This is a genomic window from Escherichia sp. WS1152 (assembly GCF_046487665.1).
In the GTDB taxonomy this organism is placed as follows: domain Bacteria; phylum Pseudomonadota; class Gammaproteobacteria; order Enterobacterales; family Enterobacteriaceae; genus Escherichia; species Escherichia coli.
Genome location: NZ_JBJQJA010000019.1, coordinates 26,212 through 42,278 on the forward strand (window position 1 = coordinate 26,212; position 16,067 = coordinate 42,278).

At 53.5% G+C, this 16,067-nt stretch carries 12 protein-coding genes; 7 read left to right on the forward strand and 5 right to left on the reverse strand.

The features are described from left to right. Positions 1 to 7 precede the first annotated feature (7 nt). The gene (gene yegI / locus ACJHW7_RS21165) at positions 8 to 1,954 is read right to left on the reverse strand and encodes a protein kinase YegI (protein WP_000856088.1); all 1,947 of its coding nucleotides are present in this window, start codon (positions 1,952 to 1,954) and stop codon (positions 8 to 10) included. A 199-nt stretch (positions 1,955 to 2,153) separates the two neighbouring features. On the opposite strand from yegI, the gene ACJHW7_RS21170 reads away from it, so the two are divergent. Then, the gene (locus ACJHW7_RS21170; RefSeq protein ID WP_000722348.1) at positions 2,154 to 2,615 is read left to right on the forward strand and encodes a YegJ family protein; all 462 of its coding nucleotides are present in this window, start codon (positions 2,154 to 2,156) and stop codon (positions 2,613 to 2,615) included. A gap of 64 nt (positions 2,616 to 2,679) precedes the next feature. Here ACJHW7_RS21170 and pphC read toward each other — a convergent pair whose 3' ends face one another. The 4 genes from pphC to ACJHW7_RS21190 form a co-directional block, all read right to left on the reverse strand. After that, complete coding sequence (gene pphC / locus ACJHW7_RS21175) at positions 2,680 to 3,441, reverse strand: protein-serine/threonine phosphatase PphC (protein ID WP_000119090.1); 762 nt, start codon at positions 3,439 to 3,441, stop codon at positions 2,680 to 2,682. Further along, positions 3,438 to 4,097 carry a vWA domain-containing protein gene (locus ACJHW7_RS21180; RefSeq protein ID WP_000003154.1) on the reverse strand — a complete coding sequence of 220 codons (660 nt, stop codon included), beginning with the start codon at positions 4,095 to 4,097 and terminating at the stop codon, positions 3,438 to 3,440. The genes pphC and ACJHW7_RS21180 overlap by 4 nt, the downstream gene beginning before the upstream one ends. A gap of 220 nt (positions 4,098 to 4,317) precedes the next feature. Continuing rightward, positions 4,318 to 4,377 carry a type I toxin-antitoxin system toxin IbsA gene (ibsA, locus tag ACJHW7_RS21185; protein ID WP_010723109.1) on the reverse strand — a complete coding sequence of 20 codons (60 nt, stop codon included), beginning with the start codon at positions 4,375 to 4,377 and terminating at the stop codon, positions 4,318 to 4,320. 272 nt (positions 4,378 to 4,649) lie between these two features. Continuing rightward, positions 4,650 to 4,706 (reverse strand): type I toxin-antitoxin system Ibs family toxin, encoded by a 57-nt coding sequence (locus tag ACJHW7_RS21190; protein ID WP_001386899.1) that lies wholly within the window; start codon positions 4,704 to 4,706, stop codon positions 4,650 to 4,652. 278 nt (positions 4,707 to 4,984) lie between these two features. On the opposite strand from ACJHW7_RS21190, the gene mdtA reads away from it, so the two are divergent. The 6 genes from mdtA to baeR are packed head-to-tail and all read left to right on the forward strand — an operon-like array spanning position 4,985 to position 15,967. Further along, positions 4,985 to 6,232, forward strand: a complete 1,248-nt coding sequence (mdtA, locus tag ACJHW7_RS21195; protein ID WP_000678989.1) for a multidrug efflux RND transporter subunit MdtA — start codon at positions 4,985 to 4,987, stop codon at positions 6,230 to 6,232. Next, complete coding sequence (gene mdtB, locus ACJHW7_RS21200) at positions 6,232 to 9,354, forward strand: multidrug efflux RND transporter permease subunit MdtB (protein WP_001197905.1); 3,123 nt, start codon at positions 6,232 to 6,234, stop codon at positions 9,352 to 9,354. The genes mdtA and mdtB overlap by 1 nt, the downstream gene beginning before the upstream one ends. After that, positions 9,355 to 12,432 (forward strand): multidrug efflux RND transporter permease subunit MdtC, encoded by a 3,078-nt coding sequence (gene mdtC / locus ACJHW7_RS21205; protein ID WP_021547048.1) that lies wholly within the window; start codon positions 9,355 to 9,357, stop codon positions 12,430 to 12,432. Then, positions 12,433 to 13,848: an MFS transporter gene (locus tag ACJHW7_RS21210; protein WP_000130850.1), complete on the forward strand. Its 1,416-nt coding sequence runs from the start codon at positions 12,433 to 12,435 to the stop codon at positions 13,846 to 13,848. It begins immediately after the preceding gene. Next, positions 13,845 to 15,248: a two-component system sensor histidine kinase BaeS gene (gene baeS / locus ACJHW7_RS21215; protein ID WP_000675150.1), complete on the forward strand. Its 1,404-nt coding sequence runs from the start codon at positions 13,845 to 13,847 to the stop codon at positions 15,246 to 15,248. Before ACJHW7_RS21210 ends, baeS begins: the two co-directional genes overlap by 4 nt. After that, positions 15,245 to 15,967, forward strand: a complete 723-nt coding sequence (gene baeR, locus ACJHW7_RS21220; RefSeq protein WP_000137877.1) for a two-component system response regulator BaeR — start codon at positions 15,245 to 15,247, stop codon at positions 15,965 to 15,967. Before baeS ends, baeR begins: the two co-directional genes overlap by 4 nt. Positions 15,968 to 16,067 lie beyond the last annotated feature (100 nt).

The following is a 16,067-nucleotide window of genomic DNA, read 5'->3' on the forward strand; positions in this document are numbered from 1 at the left end:
AAATGGCTCAGCAGCGGCTTAAATCAGCCTGCGCCTGAGCCAGTTTTTCTGCCGCCTGACGTAACGGTTCCATCAACGGCATGGTCCGTGCTGGAGCATGAAGGCGGAATCGCTGCAACTCTGTCGCGCCGACAGTCAACGTCGATTCCAGCCGATGTCGTTTGGCGGTCATTTTCGCCATTACCGCTTGTCTGTCTGCTGGCGTTACCGCTTCATTCGGCCTGAACACAAAACGGCGTTCGCAACTTGCTTTCCAGTCGATAACTGCCTGGGTCAGATGATCACCAAACCCTTTCACTTGCTTAACCCCACGACGGGTAACATCCGCTGCTGTTTCAATACCAAAGGACCGTAACGCCGCTTTACGCGCAGGGCCAACGCCGGGAATAGAGGCAACATCAATAAAAAATCCCTCCAGAAACTTCTGCTTCTGCCGTTCCCTTGCGGTGTCGTGAAGTGCTGCCAGAGCACGTTTTTCTTCTTCCGGTAACCCGAGCATTTCGTCCTTCATTTTTTCGAGCATCGTCCGTTTGGCGATAAAACCTTCCAGCCCGCCCAACTGTTGGATCTGGCTGAATAAATGGTCATAGTCCATTTTCGCGCGATTAAATGCCTCACGGCGTTGCTGAACTTCTGCTTTGTACGCTTTGCTTGTCAGACTGCCAATAATCCAGATAGCCGACAGCACAGGAACCAAAATAATATAACGCGGTTCTGCCTGAAGGCCGCAAAGCAACAGCGATAACGCTGACAGTGCGATCTCAATCAGAATGATGTATTCGCGCCGTAACAGGCCTAAAGGAAGCGGCCTGCCAGTCGGTTGGAAATGATCGGGTAATGGCAATTGCAATGCTGGCGGTGCTACTGACGCCATCACCATCGCCCAGACTTTCGCCAGCACAAAATCACCGCTGGTGGTAATGACCTCTTCGCCGAGATCAATAAAATAGATAACGCCTTGATTATCCAGCGCACACCACGGGCAGTCGGTCAAATGAGCGGGATAAACATGCATTGCCGAAACGGGACATTTCTTTAACTGTTGGCGCAGAGAATCAAGTGCCGCTACCCACGCTTTAGCCGTCGGACGCCCGGTTGCCACGCCACTTTCCGTGAATGCCTGCTGAAACATGGCTTCAACATCACTCGGTAACATCGATAGCGGAATCGATCGTGGCGGCGGTTTTAAACCACGTCGCTGATTATCTGACGCGTAGGCATAACGGAAATGGGTAATATCCGTCTCCAGCGCATTACCCGCATCAGAGATAAGCGGCACACCAGAATAAGGATGCCGGCCACCAAACAAGACGTGAAAAATCAGCAACGCAAGGCCAAAATTATCGTGATTTTCTGTGCGTTCAAAGCCGACAAATGACGACAAGGTTTGTAGCTCTGGCGGCGTAAAATGCGACACGCCGACTTCGCATAAATGCAGTGTGCCATTGGCGTTAATCTGAAAGGAGTCGCTATCAATCAGTACCACTTTGCTGTCGCGACCTACCATAAAACTGTTCTGGTTTACGTCACCCACGACGTGCCCGTGCTCGTGAACCGTAGCAAAAGATGAAGCAATATTGCGCGCAACATAGAGTAGAAAATCCCACGCACAATGAGGGTAACTCTGGCGACGATGTGCCGGGCTATAGATCATATGAATCGGTTCTTTACCAGAAACTTTTGGCATCATAAAACCGATAACTTTTCCGCCTCGTCCACCGTGAAGCGTTGCCTGCGGCCAGGCGACATAATTCAACAACTGCGCGTCAGCTGTCGCAGCCATAAAGGCAAGTTTGTCCTGTTTTAAGGCGGGTGGCGGCGTGTGATAAATCTTGGCGACGCTATCGACAAACTCCTCGATATCATAAACCGCGCCTTCACCACCTTTGCCCAGTTCACGGCCAAGAGTGGTCAATTCACCTGTCGATGTAAATACTTTTATATTTGTTTTCATAATATTTCGCGGGTAGTTATATTATATTTCAATGAATAATAACAACTAACCATTAAAATTATTTCTATATGGGGAAAACCCACTCAAGAATAAAAATGATAATGCAATTTTATCAGGATACAATTCAATTTCGGCCTGATAATGATTAACTTCCACAGGTTTTTGCTAACTTTGACTACAAAGGGATTCTGGAGAAAAAATGAAAAAGATATTACTTATGTTGAGTCTGCTATTTTTTACTACCGCGGGCTTTAGTGAAGTTTCGGATACGTTAGTGACGGGAGGTTATGATAAACAAGCGATGTCTGACGCGATTAAACATGCGCGGAAAGAAACCGATAAATTCATCGAGGTTATGAATAAAAAAGATGCCGATACTTTCGCAGTCAAAGCCCCGATAACCGATCACGGAAGAACCGAGCATTTCTGGCTTACGGATGTCACTTATTCTAACGGCATGTTTATTGGCGTAATCAGCAATGACCCTGGTATTGTTACAAACGTAGAATATGGCCAGGAGTGGAAAATCAAGAAAGAAGATATTTCAGACTGGATGTATACGCGCGGGGATAAAATTTACGGCGGTTATACCATTGATCCTTTATTGGTCACCTATCCAAAAGAAGAAGCCGACGAGCTAAGAGCAAAATTAGTTCGCTAATCAGCCGTTATATTTATTGTTTAAACTGGCGGTTGAATTGTTGTCTTCAACCGCCATGAGAAACTCACTCTGCCCACAGCGCCAGTGCCAACGTTTTATCATCATCCGTACGCTCGTTTACCGCCGGGCTGGACAAAAACTGCTTTAACAATTCAGGTAATAAATCGAGTTGTTCCTGCGTTGCTGCCGCCAGTCCATTGAAAAACGGGGTAAAGAAAGGCACATGAGGAGAATTATCCAGCATATTTAACGCCAGTCGCTGGATACCATCCGTAAATGCTGCAACTTTGTGCGCACGCCCAGTGCTGGTGAAAGTTTCCAGTCTGGAAACGGCATCTTCGTCGGTAATGAAGTGCGTCATGTTGGCATATTCACCCGCCATCGGCGTGAGAGGCAATTGCAGACCGTGACCCAAATCTACCACCACGCCGCCATCGCCAATCTGCATAATCAAGGTGCCGTCAGGCGATGAAATCAGTCCCAGAAATGTGCAGGCAAAATCGCGAACCGCTAATTCTTTGGCTTCCGCCTCGGCAAAAAGTCGTTGACGAATGGTCAGTACCATATTTGTGGCGAGGACATCATTAAGCCCCAATTCCCCGCCCTGCACTTTTTGCGACATATAAGCCATCGCTTCATTGACGGCGAGCATCGCGCCTTCGCCACCCTGCGAGACACTGCCTGCGCCATCAGCGACAAATACCGACAATAATGGCTGCTGGTCATTTAACCAGGCAATCTGCATCTGGCAGGCATCCTGACAAGGCAAGTCCGCGCTGATGTGCGACGTTCCAACGGTTGATGCATAGACCAGACGCCAGCTCACACTGACGTCCAGCCTTTTGGCGCTTCCAGCACAACTTCCGTTCCCGGCGTGGAGCGGGAAACCGAACGCAGCGAACTGGATAACCAGCTAAACAGTTCACGGAATTGTAATCCTTGCAGAGGCAAAGGCTGACGAACGCTAATTTGTGCCAGCGTCTTCATATCCGCCCCCTGAACACCGATGGAAAAGAAAGCAAACCTTTTATCTTCTTCCCCCCGAAACACTTTGTTGGCTGCAGCCTGCCACTCATCGGTTGGTGCACCATCGGTAATCAGGAAAATCCACGGGCGATAATACGAAATACCATTTGCACGATACTCACGTTTCCGCTCCTCTACCATATCCAGGGCTTTGGTAATGGCCGCACCCATTGGTGTATCGCCCTGGGCAAACAGGATGGGCGGAAAAAAATTAGCGGCGCTGGTAAAGGGTTGTTCCACATGCACCGGGCCGAACGTCACAATGCCGAGTTCCACTCTTTTTAAAGCCAGAGGATCAGCAAGCAGTTCATCACGAAAGGTAACCAATCCGGCGTTAAGTTCATTAATAGGTCTACCGTTCATAGAACCAGAAACATCCAGCAGCAAAATGCAGGGGCAACGTGGTTCCGGGTTACTGGCAAAATCGCTGGTGGCAAACGTGATTTGTTCGCTCATAAGAAATCCTTTCTTAGAGAATTATCGAGGTCCGGTATCATACCGACTGCAATAATGAAATAAGAGCAAACGAAGAAACTTTCAGAATTAGGCCCGGCGGCGCAGAAAATTTTGCTATTCGCCTCGCAAGAACGGAGAGCCGTCGATTGACACTAAGGGCGGAGTGACATAATTTCAGGAGTGAGGGTTAGGGAGAGGTTTCCCCCTCCCCCTGGTGTTCTTAGTAAGCCTGGAAGCTAATCACTAAGAGTATCACCAGTATGATGACGTGCTTCATCATAACCCTTTCCTTATTAAAAGCCCTCTTCTCCGGGAGAGGCTTTCCCGTTTCAGCGTCCCGCTGAAATCATCGGCTTACCTCCTTTCGCCCTGAATGCAGTCTATCGCTAACGCGTGAATAAAATAGTTTCCTCTGTGATTATTGCGTAACGACTCGCAAAGAATATTTGCTGGCAGGATCGCAGACTGCAAAGCCTGCGGATTGACAATCTTATCGTGAAGGCATACTTTCAGGAGTGAGGGTAGAGCGGGGTTTCCCCCGCCCTGGTAGTCTTAGTAAGCGGGGAAGCTTATGACTAAGAGCACCACGATGATGAGTAGCTTCATCATGACCCTTTCCTTATTTATGGCCCCTTCCTCGGGAGGGGCTTTCCCGTTTCAGCGTCCCGCTGAAATCGTCGGCTTACCTCCTTTCGCCATGCAAGCAGTCTATCGCTAACGCGTAGATAAAATAGTTTCATGTGTTATTACTGGATGCGTGCTCGCAAATGTGCCCGTCATTCAGACGATTCCAGACAGTGTTTCATAATTCCTCCATTTTTCTCCCTTATTGGCTGGCTACACTAGTATCATTCCGCGAAACGTTTCAGGAAGAGAAACTCTTAACGATGAAAGGTAGTTATAAATCCCGTTGGGTAATCGTAATCGTGGTGGTTATCGCCGCCATCGCCGCATTCTGGTTCTGGCAAGGCCGCAATGACTCCCGGAGTGCAGCCCCAGGGGCGACGAAACAAGCGCAGCAATCGCCAGCGGGTGGTCGACGTGGTATGCGTTCCGGCCCATTAGCCCCGGTTCAGGCGGCGACCGCCGTAGAACAGGCAGTTCCGCGTTACCTCACCGGGCTTGGCACCATTACCGCCGCTAATACCGTTACGGTGCGCAGCCGCGTGGACGGCCAACTGATAGCGTTACATTTCCAGGAAGGCCAGCAGGTCAAAGCAGGCGATTTACTGGCAGAAATTGACCCCAGCCAGTTCAAAGTTGCATTAGCACAAGCCCAGGGCCAACTGGCAAAAGATAAAGCCACGCTTGCCAACGCCCGCCGTGACCTGGCGCGTTATCAACAACTGGCAAAAACCAATCTCGTTTCCCGCCAGGAGCTGGATGCCCAACAGGCGCTGGTCAGTGAAACCGAAGGCACCATTAAGGCTGATGAAGCAAGCGTTGCCAGCGCGCAGCTGCAACTCGACTGGAGCCGGATTACCGCACCAGTCGATGGTCGCGTTGGTCTCAAGCAGGTTGATGTTGGTAACCAAATCTCCAGTGGTGATACCACCGGGATCGTGGTGATCACCCAGACGCATCCTATCGATTTAGTCTTTACCCTGCCGGAAAGCGATATCGCTACCGTAGTGCAGGCGCAGAAAGCCGGAAAACCGCTGGTGGTAGAAGCCTGGGATCGCACCAACTCGAAGAAATTAAGTGAAGGCACGCTGTTAAGTCTAGATAACCAAATCGATGCCACTACCGGTACGATTAAAGTGAAAGCACGCTTTAATAATCAGGATGATGCGCTGTTTCCCAATCAGTTTGTTAACGCGCGCATGTTAGTCGACACCGAACAAAACGCCGTAGTGATCCCAACAGCCGCCCTGCAAATGGGCAATGAAGGCCATTTTGTCTGGGTGCTGAATAGCGAAAACAAGGTCAGCAAACATCTGGTGACGCCGGGCATTCAGGACAGTCAGAAAGTGGTGATCCGTGCAGGTATTTCTGCGGGCGATCGCGTGGTGACAGACGGCATTGATCGCCTGACCGAAGGGGCGAAAGTGGAAGTGGTGGAAGCCCAGAGCGCCACTACTCCGGAAGAGAAAGCCACCAGCCGCGAATACGCGAAAAAAGGAGCACGCTCCTGATGCAGGTGTTACCCCCGAGCAGCACAGGCGGCCCGTCGCGCCTGTTTATTATGCGTCCTGTGGCCACCACGCTGCTGATGGTGGCGATCTTACTCGCCGGGATTATCGGTTATCGCGCCCTGCCCGTTTCGGCGCTGCCGGAAGTGGACTATCCGACCATTCAGGTGGTCACGCTCTACCCAGGTGCCAGCCCGGATGTCATGACCTCTGCCGTTACCGCGCCGCTAGAACGCCAGTTCGGGCAGATGTCTGGCCTGAAACAGATGTCATCGCAAAGTTCCGGCGGTGCGTCAGTTATCACTTTGCAGTTCCAGCTAACATTACCGCTCGATGTCGCCGAGCAGGAAGTGCAGGCCGCGATTAACGCCGCCACTAACCTGCTACCGAGCGATCTGCCTAACCCGCCGGTTTACAGCAAAGTGAACCCGGCAGATCCGCCGATCATGACGCTCGCCGTCACCTCAACCGCCATGCCGATGACGCAAGTGGAAGATATGGTGGAAACCCGCGTCGCGCAGAAAATCTCGCAGATTTCCGGCGTCGGCCTGGTGACGCTTTCCGGCGGTCAGCGTCCGGCTGTTCGCGTCAAACTTAACGCTCAGGCGATTGCCGCCCTCGGCCTGACCAGCGAAACCGTGCGCACCGCCATTACCGGCGCTAACGTTAACTCGGCAAAAGGTAGCCTCGACGGCCCTTCCCGTGCGGTCACGCTTTCCGCGAACGACCAGATGCAATCCGCGGAAGAGTATCGCCAGCTAATCATCGCCTACCAGAACGGCGCGCCGATTCGTCTTGGCGATGTCGCAACCGTAGAGCAAGGTGCAGAAAACAGCTGGCTTGGCGCATGGGCGAACAAAGAACAGGCCATTGTGATGAATGTTCAGCGCCAGCCCGGTGCTAACATTATCTCCACCGCCGACAGCATCCGGCAGATGCTGCCACAGCTCACCGAGAGTCTGCCGAAATCGGTGAAGGTAACAGTGCTTTCCGATCGCACCACCAATATCCGCGCATCGGTCAACGATACCCAGTTTGAATTGATGATGGCTATCGCGCTGGTAGTCATGATTATCTACCTGTTTTTGCGCAATATTCCGGCGACCATCATTCCCGGCTTCGCAGTGCCGCTGTCGTTAATCGGCACCTTCGCGGTCATGGTGTTTCTCGATTTTTCAATCAATAACCTGACGCTGATGGCGTTAACTATCGCCACCGGGTTCGTGGTCGATGACGCCATCGTGGTGATCGAAAATATTTCCCGCTATATCGAAAAAGGCGAAAAACCGTTGGCGGCGGCGCTCAAGGGCGCAGGTGAAATCGGCTTTACCATTATCTCGCTGACCTTCTCGCTGATTGCGGTGTTGATCCCACTGCTGTTTATGGGCGATATCGTCGGGCGACTGTTCCGCGAATTTGCTATTACCCTGGCGGTAGCGATTTTGATCTCAGCGGTGGTGTCGCTGACCCTGACACCGATGATGTGCGCGCGGATGCTCAGCCAGGAGTCGTTGCGTAAACAGAACCGCTTCTCCCGTGCCTCGGAAAAAATGTTCGACAGGATAATCGCCGCCTATGGTCGTGGACTGGCGAAAGTGCTGAATCATCCGTGGCTGACCTTAAGCGTGGCACTCAGCACGCTGCTGCTTAGCGTGCTGCTGTGGGTGTTCATTCCGAAAGGTTTCTTCCCGGTACAGGACAACGGCATTATTCAGGGCACTTTGCAGGCACCGCAATCCAGCTCCTTTGCCAATATGGCCCAGCGGCAACGCCAGGTCGCGGACGTGATTTTGCAGGATCCGGCAGTGCAAAGTCTGACCTCATTTGTTGGCGTTGATGGCACTAACCCGTCGCTGAACAGTGCGCGTTTGCAGATCAACCTCAAACCGCTGGATGAACGTGATGATCGGGTGCAAAAAGTCATCGCCCGTCTGCAAACGGCGGTGGATAAAGTGCCGGGCGTCGATCTCTTCCTGCAACCAACGCAGGACCTGACCATCGATACTCAGGTCAGCCGCACCCAGTACCAGTTTACCTTGCAGGCCACCTCACTGGATGCGCTCAGTACCTGGGTGCCAGAGTTGATGGAAAAACTCCAGCAACTGCCACAGCTTTCTGATGTCTCCAGCGACTGGCAGGACAAAGGGCTGGTGGCGTATGTCAATGTTGATCGCGACAGCGCCAGCCGTCTGGGGATCAGCATGGCGGATGTCGATAACGCCCTGTACAACGCGTTTGGTCAGCGGCTGATTTCCACTATTTATACTCAGGCTAACCAGTATCGCGTGGTGCTGGAACACAACACCGAAAATACCCCAGGCCTCGCGGCGCTGGATACCATTCGCCTGACCAGCAGCGACGGTGGCGTGGTGCCGCTAAGCTCAATTGCCAAAATTGAGCAGCGTTTTGCGCCGCTCTCCATCAACCATCTGGATCAGTTCCCGGTAACGACCATCTCCTTTAACGTGCCGGATAACTATTCGCTGGGTGATGCGGTGCAGGCGATTATGGACACCGAGAAGACGCTGAATCTGCCGGTGGATATCACCACGCAATTCCAGGGCAGCACCCTCGCCTTCCAGTCGGCGCTGGGCAGCACTGTCTGGCTGATTGTCGCGGCGGTGGTGGCGATGTATATCGTGCTCGGCATTCTGTACGAGAGCTTTATTCACCCGATCACCATTCTCTCGACGCTACCCACCGCAGGGGTCGGCGCACTGCTGGCATTAATGATTGCCGGAAGTGAGCTGGATGTGATTGCGATTATCGGCATTATTTTGCTGATCGGTATCGTGAAGAAGAACGCCATCATGATGATCGACTTCGCGCTGGCTGCTGAGCGCGAGCAAGGCATGTCGCCGCGCGATGCCATCTACCAGGCTTGTCTGTTGCGTTTTCGTCCGATCCTGATGACCACCCTGGCGGCTCTGCTTGGCGCGCTGCCGCTGATGTTGAGTACCGGGGTCGGCGCGGAACTGCGTCGTCCGTTAGGTATCGGCATGGTCGGCGGTCTGATTGTCAGCCAGGTGCTGACGCTGTTCACCACGCCGGTGATTTATCTGCTGTTCGACCGCCTGGCATTGTGGACCAAAAGTCGCTTTGCTCGCCATGAAGAGGAGGCGTAAGTGAAGTTTTTTGCCCTCTTCATTTACCGCCCGGTGGCGACGATTTTACTGTCGGTCGCCATTACCCTGTGCGGCATACTGGGCTTCCGTATGCTGCCGGTCGCCCCGCTGCCGCAGGTCGATTTTCCGGTGATTATGGTCAGCGCCTCGCTGCCCGGTGCGTCGCCGGAGACAATGGCGTCTTCCGTTGCCACGCCGCTGGAGCGCTCACTTGGGCGCATTGCCGGGGTTAGTGAAATGACCTCCAGTAGTTCGCTCGGCAGCACGCGGATTATTTTGCAGTTTGATTTTGACCGGGATATCAACGGCGCAGCGCGTGATGTGCAGGCGGCGATCAACGCTGCACAAAGTTTGCTGCCCAGTGGGATGCCCAACCGTCCGACCTATCGCAAAGCGAACCCGTCGGATGCGCCAATTATGATCCTCACGCTGACATCCGATACTTATTCTCAGGGTGAACTGTACGATTTCGCCTCGACGCAGCTGGCTCCGACGATTTCGCAAATCGACGGTGTTGGTGATGTCGATGTCGGCGGCAGCTCACTGCCCGCCGTACGCGTCGGGCTGAATCCGCAGGCGCTGTTTAATCAGGGCGTCTCGCTGGACGACGTACGCACCGCCATCAGCAATGCCAACGTGCGTAAACCACAGGGGGCACTGGAAGATGGCACTCACCGCTGGCAGATCCAGACCAATGATGAGCTAAAAACCGCCGCTGAATATCAGCCGTTGATTATTCATTACAACAACGGCGGCGCGGTTCGTCTGGGTGATGTGGCGACGGTGACTGACTCGGTGCAGGATGTGCGCAACGCCGGGATGACCAACGCCAAACCAGCTATTTTGCTGATGATCCGCAAGCTGCCGGAAGCCAATATTATCCAGACGGTTGACAGCATCCGGGCAAAATTACCGGAGTTGCAGGAGACCATTCCGGCGGCGATTGATCTGCAAATTGCCCAGGATCGCTCCCCCACCATTCGCGCCTCGCTGGAAGAAGTCGAGCAAACGCTGATTATCTCGGTGGCGCTGGTGATTCTGGTGGTGTTTTTATTCCTGCGCTCGGGTCGCGCCACTATTATTCCCGCCGTTGTGGTGCCGGTTTCGCTGATTGGTACGTTTGCGGCGATGTACCTGTGCGGATTCAGTCTCAATAACCTGTCGTTAATGGCGCTCACCATCGCTACTGGTTTCGTGGTGGATGACGCCATCGTGGTGCTGGAAAACATTGCCCGTCATCTGGAAGCGGGGATGAAACCACTACAGGCCGCGCTACAAGGTACTCGCGAAGTCGGCTTTACGGTGCTGTCGATGAGTCTGTCACTGGTGGCGGTGTTCCTGCCGCTGCTGTTGATGGGCGGATTGCCGGGCCGACTGTTACGCGAGTTTGCCGTGACGCTTTCTGTCGCCATTGGTATTTCGTTACTGGTTTCTCTGACATTAACGCCAATGATGTGTGGCTGGATGCTGAAAGCCAGCAAGCCGCGCGAGCAAAAGCGACTACGTGGTTTTGGTCGCATGTTGGTAGCCCTGCAACAAGGCTACGGCAAGTCACTGAAATGGGTGCTCAATCATACCCGTCTGGTGGGCGTGGTGCTGCTTGGCACCATTGCGCTGAATATCTGGCTGTATATCTCGATCCCGAAAACCTTCTTCCCGGAGCAGGACACTGGCGTGTTGATGGGCGGGATTCAGGCGGATCAGAGTATTTCGTTTCAGGCGATGCGCGGTAAGTTGCAGGATTTCATGAAAATTATCCGTGACGATCCGGCAGTGGATAATGTCACCGGCTTTACAGGCGGTTCGCGAGTGAACAGCGGGATGATGTTTATCACCCTCAAGCCACGCGACGAACGCAGCGAAACGGCGCAGCAAATTATCGACCGTCTGCGCGTAAAACTGGCGAAAGAACCGGGGGCGAATCTGTTCCTGATGGCGGTACAGGATATTCGCGTTGGTGGGCGTCAGTCGAACGCCAGCTACCAGTACACGTTGTTATCCGACGACCTGGCGGCACTGCGCGAATGGGAGCCGAAAATCCGCAAAAAACTGGCGACGTTGCCGGAACTGGCGGACGTGAACTCCGATCAGCAGGATAACGGCGCGGAGATGAATCTGGTTTACGACCGCGACACCATGGCACGGCTGGGAATCGACGTACAAGCCGCCAACAGCCTGTTAAATAACGCCTTCGGTCAGCGGCAAATCTCGACCATTTACCAGCCGATGAACCAGTATAAAGTGGTGATGGAAGTGGATCCGCGCTATACCCAGGACATCAGCGCGCTGGAAAAAATGTTCGTTATCAATAACGAAGGAAAAGCGATCCCGCTGTCGTATTTCGCTAAATGGCAACCGGCGAATGCCCCACTATCGGTGAATCATCAGGGATTATCGGCGGCCTCGACCATTTCGTTTAACCTGCCGACCGGAAAATCGCTCTCGGACGCCAGTGCGGCGATCGATCGCGCAATGACCCAGCTTGGTGTGCCTTCGACGGTGCGCGGCAGTTTTGCCGGCACGGCGCAGGTGTTCCAGGAGACGATGAACTCGCAGGTGATCCTGATTATCGCCGCCATCGCCACGGTGTATATCGTGCTGGGTATCCTTTACGAGAGTTACGTACATCCGCTGACGATTCTCTCCACCCTGCCCTCGGCGGGCGTTGGAGCGCTGTTGGCGCTGGAGCTGTTCAATGCCCCGTTCAGCCTAATCGCCCTGATAGGGATCATGCTATTAATCGGCATCGTGAAGAAAAACGCCATTATGATGGTCGATTTTGCGCTTGAAGCCCAACGGCACGGTAACCTGACGCCGCAGGAAGCTATTTTCCAGGCCTGTCTGCTGCGTTTTCGCCCGATTATGATGACTACCCTGGCGGCGCTGTTTGGTGCGCTGCCGCTGGTATTGTCGGGCGGCGACGGCTCGGAGCTGCGGCAACCCCTGGGGATCACCATTGTCGGCGGACTGGTAATGAGCCAGCTCCTTACGCTGTATACCACGCCGGTGGTGTATCTCTTTTTCGACCGTCTGCGGCTGCGTTTTTCGCGTAAACCTAAACAAACGGTAACCGAGTAAATGACAGATCTTCCCGACAGCACCCGTTGGCAATTGTGGATTGTGGCTTTCGGCTTCTTTATGCAGTCGCTGGACACCACCATCGTAAACACCGCCCTTCCCTCAATGGCGCAAAGCCTCGGGGAAAGTCCGTTGCATATGCACATGGTCATTGTCTCTTATGTGCTGACCGTGGCGGTGATGCTGCCCGCCAGCGGCTGGCTGGCGGACAAAGTCGGCGTGCGCAATATTTTCTTTACCGCCATCGTGCTGTTTACTCTCGGTTCACTGTTTTGCGCGCTTTCCGGCACGCTGAACGAACTGTTGCTGGCACGCGCGTTACAGGGCGTTGGCGGCGCGATGATGGTGCCGGTCGGCAGATTGACGGTGATGAAAATCGTACCGCGCGAGCAATATATGGCGGCGATGACCTTTGTCACGTTACCCGGTCAGGTCGGTCCGCTGCTCGGTCCGGCGCTCGGCGGTCTGCTGGTGGAGTACGCATCGTGGCACTGGATCTTTTTGATCAACATTCCGGTGGGGATTATCGGTGCGATCGCCACATTGCTGTTAATGCCAAACTACACCATGCAGACGCGGCGCTTTGATCTCTCCGGATTTTTATTGCTGGCGGTTGGCATGGCGGTATTAACCCTGGCGCTGGACGGCAGTAAAGGTACAGGTTTATCGCCGCTGACGATTGCAGGCCTGGTCGCAGTTGGTGTGGTGGCACTGGTGCTTTATCTGCTGCACGCCAGAAATAACAACCGCGCTCTTTTCAGTCTGAAACTGTTCCGCACTCGTACCTTTTCGCTGGGCCTGGCGGGGAGCTTTGCCGGACGTATCGGTAGCGGCATGTTGCCCTTTATGACGCCGGTTTTCCTGCAAATTGGCCTTGGCTTCTCACCGTTTCATGCCGGACTGATGATGATCCCGATGGTGCTTGGCAGCATGGGGATGAAGCGGATTGTTGTACAGGTGGTGAATCGCTTTGGTTATCGTCGGGTACTGGTAGCGACCACGCTGGGTCTGTCGCTGGTCACCCTGTTGTTTATGACTACCGCTCTGTTGGGCTGGTACTACGTTTTGCCGTTCGTCCTGTTTTTACAAGGGATGGTCAACTCGACCCGTTTCTCCTCCATGAACACCCTGACGCTGAAAGATCTCCCGGACAATCTGGCGAGCAGCGGCAACAGCCTGCTGTCGATGATTATGCAATTGTCGATGAGTATCGGCGTCACTATCGCCGGGCTGTTGCTGGGACTTTTTGGTTCACAGCATGTTAGCGTCGACAGCGGCACCACACAAACCGTCTTTATGTACACCTGGCTTAGCATGGCGTTGATCATCGCCCTTCCGGCGTTCATCTTTGCCAGAGTGCCGAACGATACGCATCAAAATGTAGCTATTTCGCGGCGAAAAAGGAGCGCGCAATGAAGTTCTGGCGACCCGGTATTACCGGCAAACTGTTTCTGGCGATTTTCGCCACCTGCATTGTCTTGCTGATCAGTATGCACTGGGCGGTGCGTATCAGTTTTGAGCGTGGCTTTATTGATTACATCAAGCATGGTAATGAACAGCGATTACAACTGTTAAGTGATGCGCTTGGCGAGCAGTATGCGCAGCATGGCAACTGGCGCTTCCTGCGCAACAATGATCGCTTTGTCTTTCAGATCCTGCGTTCATTTGAACACGATAATTCGGAAGATAAACCCGGCCCGGGTATGCCACCGCACGGCTGGCGTACCCAGTTCTGGGTGGTTGATCAAAACAACAAAGTGCTGGTTGGTCCGCGAGCGCCGATTCCACCTGACGGTACACGGCGACCCATTCTGGTCAACGGTGCGGAAGTTGGCGCGGTGATCGCCTCCCCCGTTGAGCGGTTAACGCGCAATACTGATATCAATTTCGATAAACAACAGCGGCAAACCAGCTGGTTGATTGTCGCCCTGGCAACGTTACTCGCGGCACTTGCCACTTTTCTGCTGGCGCGCGGTTTACTGGCACCGGTAAAACGACTTGTCGATGGCACGCACAAACTGGCGGCGGGCGATTTCACTACCCGCGTAACGCCCACCAGTGAAGATGAACTGGGCAAACTGGCGCAAGACTTCAACCAGCTTGCCAGCACACTGGAGAAAAACCAGCAAATGCGGCGCGATTTTATGGCCGATATTTCTCACGAACTGCGTACGCCATTAGCGGTGCTGCGCGGTGAACTGGAAGCCATTCAGGATGGCGTGCGTAAATTCACGCCGGAGACGGTGGCGTCTTTACAGGCGGAGGTCGGTACACTGACCAAACTGGTTGACGATCTCCATCAGTTGTCGATGTCTGATGAAGGCGCTCTCGCCTATCAAAAAGCACCGGTAGATTTGATCCCACTGCTGGAAGTGGCGGGCGGCGCATTTCGCGAACGATTCGCCAGTCGTGGCCTGAAACTGCAATTTTCCCTGCCAGACAGTATTACCGTATTTGGCGATCGCGACCGTTTAATGCAGTTATTCAATAACTTACTGGAAAACAGCCTGCGCTACACTGACAGCGGCGGCAGCCTGCAAATCTCTGCCGGGCAGCGCGACAAAACGGTGCGCCTGACCTTTGCCGACAGTGCGCCAGGTGTCAGTGACGATCAGCTACAAAAATTGTTTGAACGTTTTTATCGCACCGAAGGTTCCCGCAACCGTGCCAGCGGCGGTTCCGGGCTGGGGCTGGCGATTTGCCTGAACATTGTTGAAGCACATAATGGTCGCATTATTGCTGCCCATTCGCCTTTTGGCGGGGTAAGCATTACAGTAGAGTTACCGCTGGAACGGGATTTACAGAGAGAAGTATGACCGAGTTACCAATCGACGAAAACACACCGCGTATTTTGATCGTGGAAGATGAACCGAAGCTGGGGCAGTTGCTCATTGATTATCTGCGTGCTGCGAGCTATGCGCCGACGCTTATCAGCCACGGCGATCAGGTACTGCCGTATGTGCGCCAGACACCACCGGATCTGATCCTGTTAGATCTGATGCTCCCTGGCACCGATGGCCTGACGCTGTGCCGGGAAATTCGTCGTTTTTCTGACATTCCGATCGTGATGGTGACGGCAAAAATCGAAGAGATCGATCGCCTGCTGGGGCTGGAGATTGGCGCAGATGATTATATCTGTAAGCCGTACAGCCCTCGGGAAGTGGTAGCGCGCGTCAAAACCATTTTGCGCCGTTGCAAACCGCAGCGCGAGTTGCAGCAACAGGATGCTGAAAGCCCGTTGATTATCGACGAAGGTCGTTTTCAGGCTTCATGGCGCGGTAAAATGCTTGACCTGACGCCTGCGGAATTTCGTCTGCTGAAAACGCTCTCTCACGAACCAGGAAAAGTGTTCTCCCGCGAGCAATTGCTCAATCATCTTTATGACGACTACCGCGTAGTAACCGACCGCACCATCGACAGCCACATTAAAAACCTGCGCCGCAAGCTGGAATCTCTCGACGCCGAACAGTCATTTATCCGCGCCGTTTATGGCGTCGGTTACCGCTGGGAAGCCGACGCCTGCCGCATCGTTTAGTTTTAGCGACATTATTTTGTTAGCCGGAGATGGCGTTCAGACCAGATCCGGCAACATTATCCCACGCATGGTCAGCAAACTGACATTATCTCTCCGCCCT

What these genes read in the sequence shown, in the direction of transcription:
- yegI (WP_000856088.1), bottom strand. Translation starts at nt 1,954, where the DNA reads ATGAAAACAAATATAAAAGTATTTACATCGACAGGTGAATTGACCACT.
- ACJHW7_RS21170 (WP_000722348.1), top strand. Translation starts at nt 2,154, where the DNA reads ATGAAAAAGATATTACTTATGTTGAGTCTGCTATTTTTTACTACCGCG.
- ACJHW7_RS21180 (WP_000003154.1), bottom strand. Translation starts at nt 4,097, where the DNA reads ATGAGCGAACAAATCACGTTTGCCACCAGCGATTTTGCCAGTAACCCG.
- mdtA (WP_000678989.1), top strand. Translation starts at nt 4,985, where the DNA reads ATGAAAGGTAGTTATAAATCCCGTTGGGTAATCGTAATCGTGGTGGTT.
- mdtB (WP_001197905.1), top strand. Translation starts at nt 6,232, where the DNA reads ATGCAGGTGTTACCCCCGAGCAGCACAGGCGGCCCGTCGCGCCTGTTT.
- ACJHW7_RS21210 (WP_000130850.1), top strand. Translation starts at nt 12,433, where the DNA reads ATGACAGATCTTCCCGACAGCACCCGTTGGCAATTGTGGATTGTGGCT.
- baeS (WP_000675150.1), top strand. Translation starts at nt 13,845, where the DNA reads ATGAAGTTCTGGCGACCCGGTATTACCGGCAAACTGTTTCTGGCGATT.
- baeR (WP_000137877.1), top strand. Translation starts at nt 15,245, where the DNA reads ATGACCGAGTTACCAATCGACGAAAACACACCGCGTATTTTGATCGTG.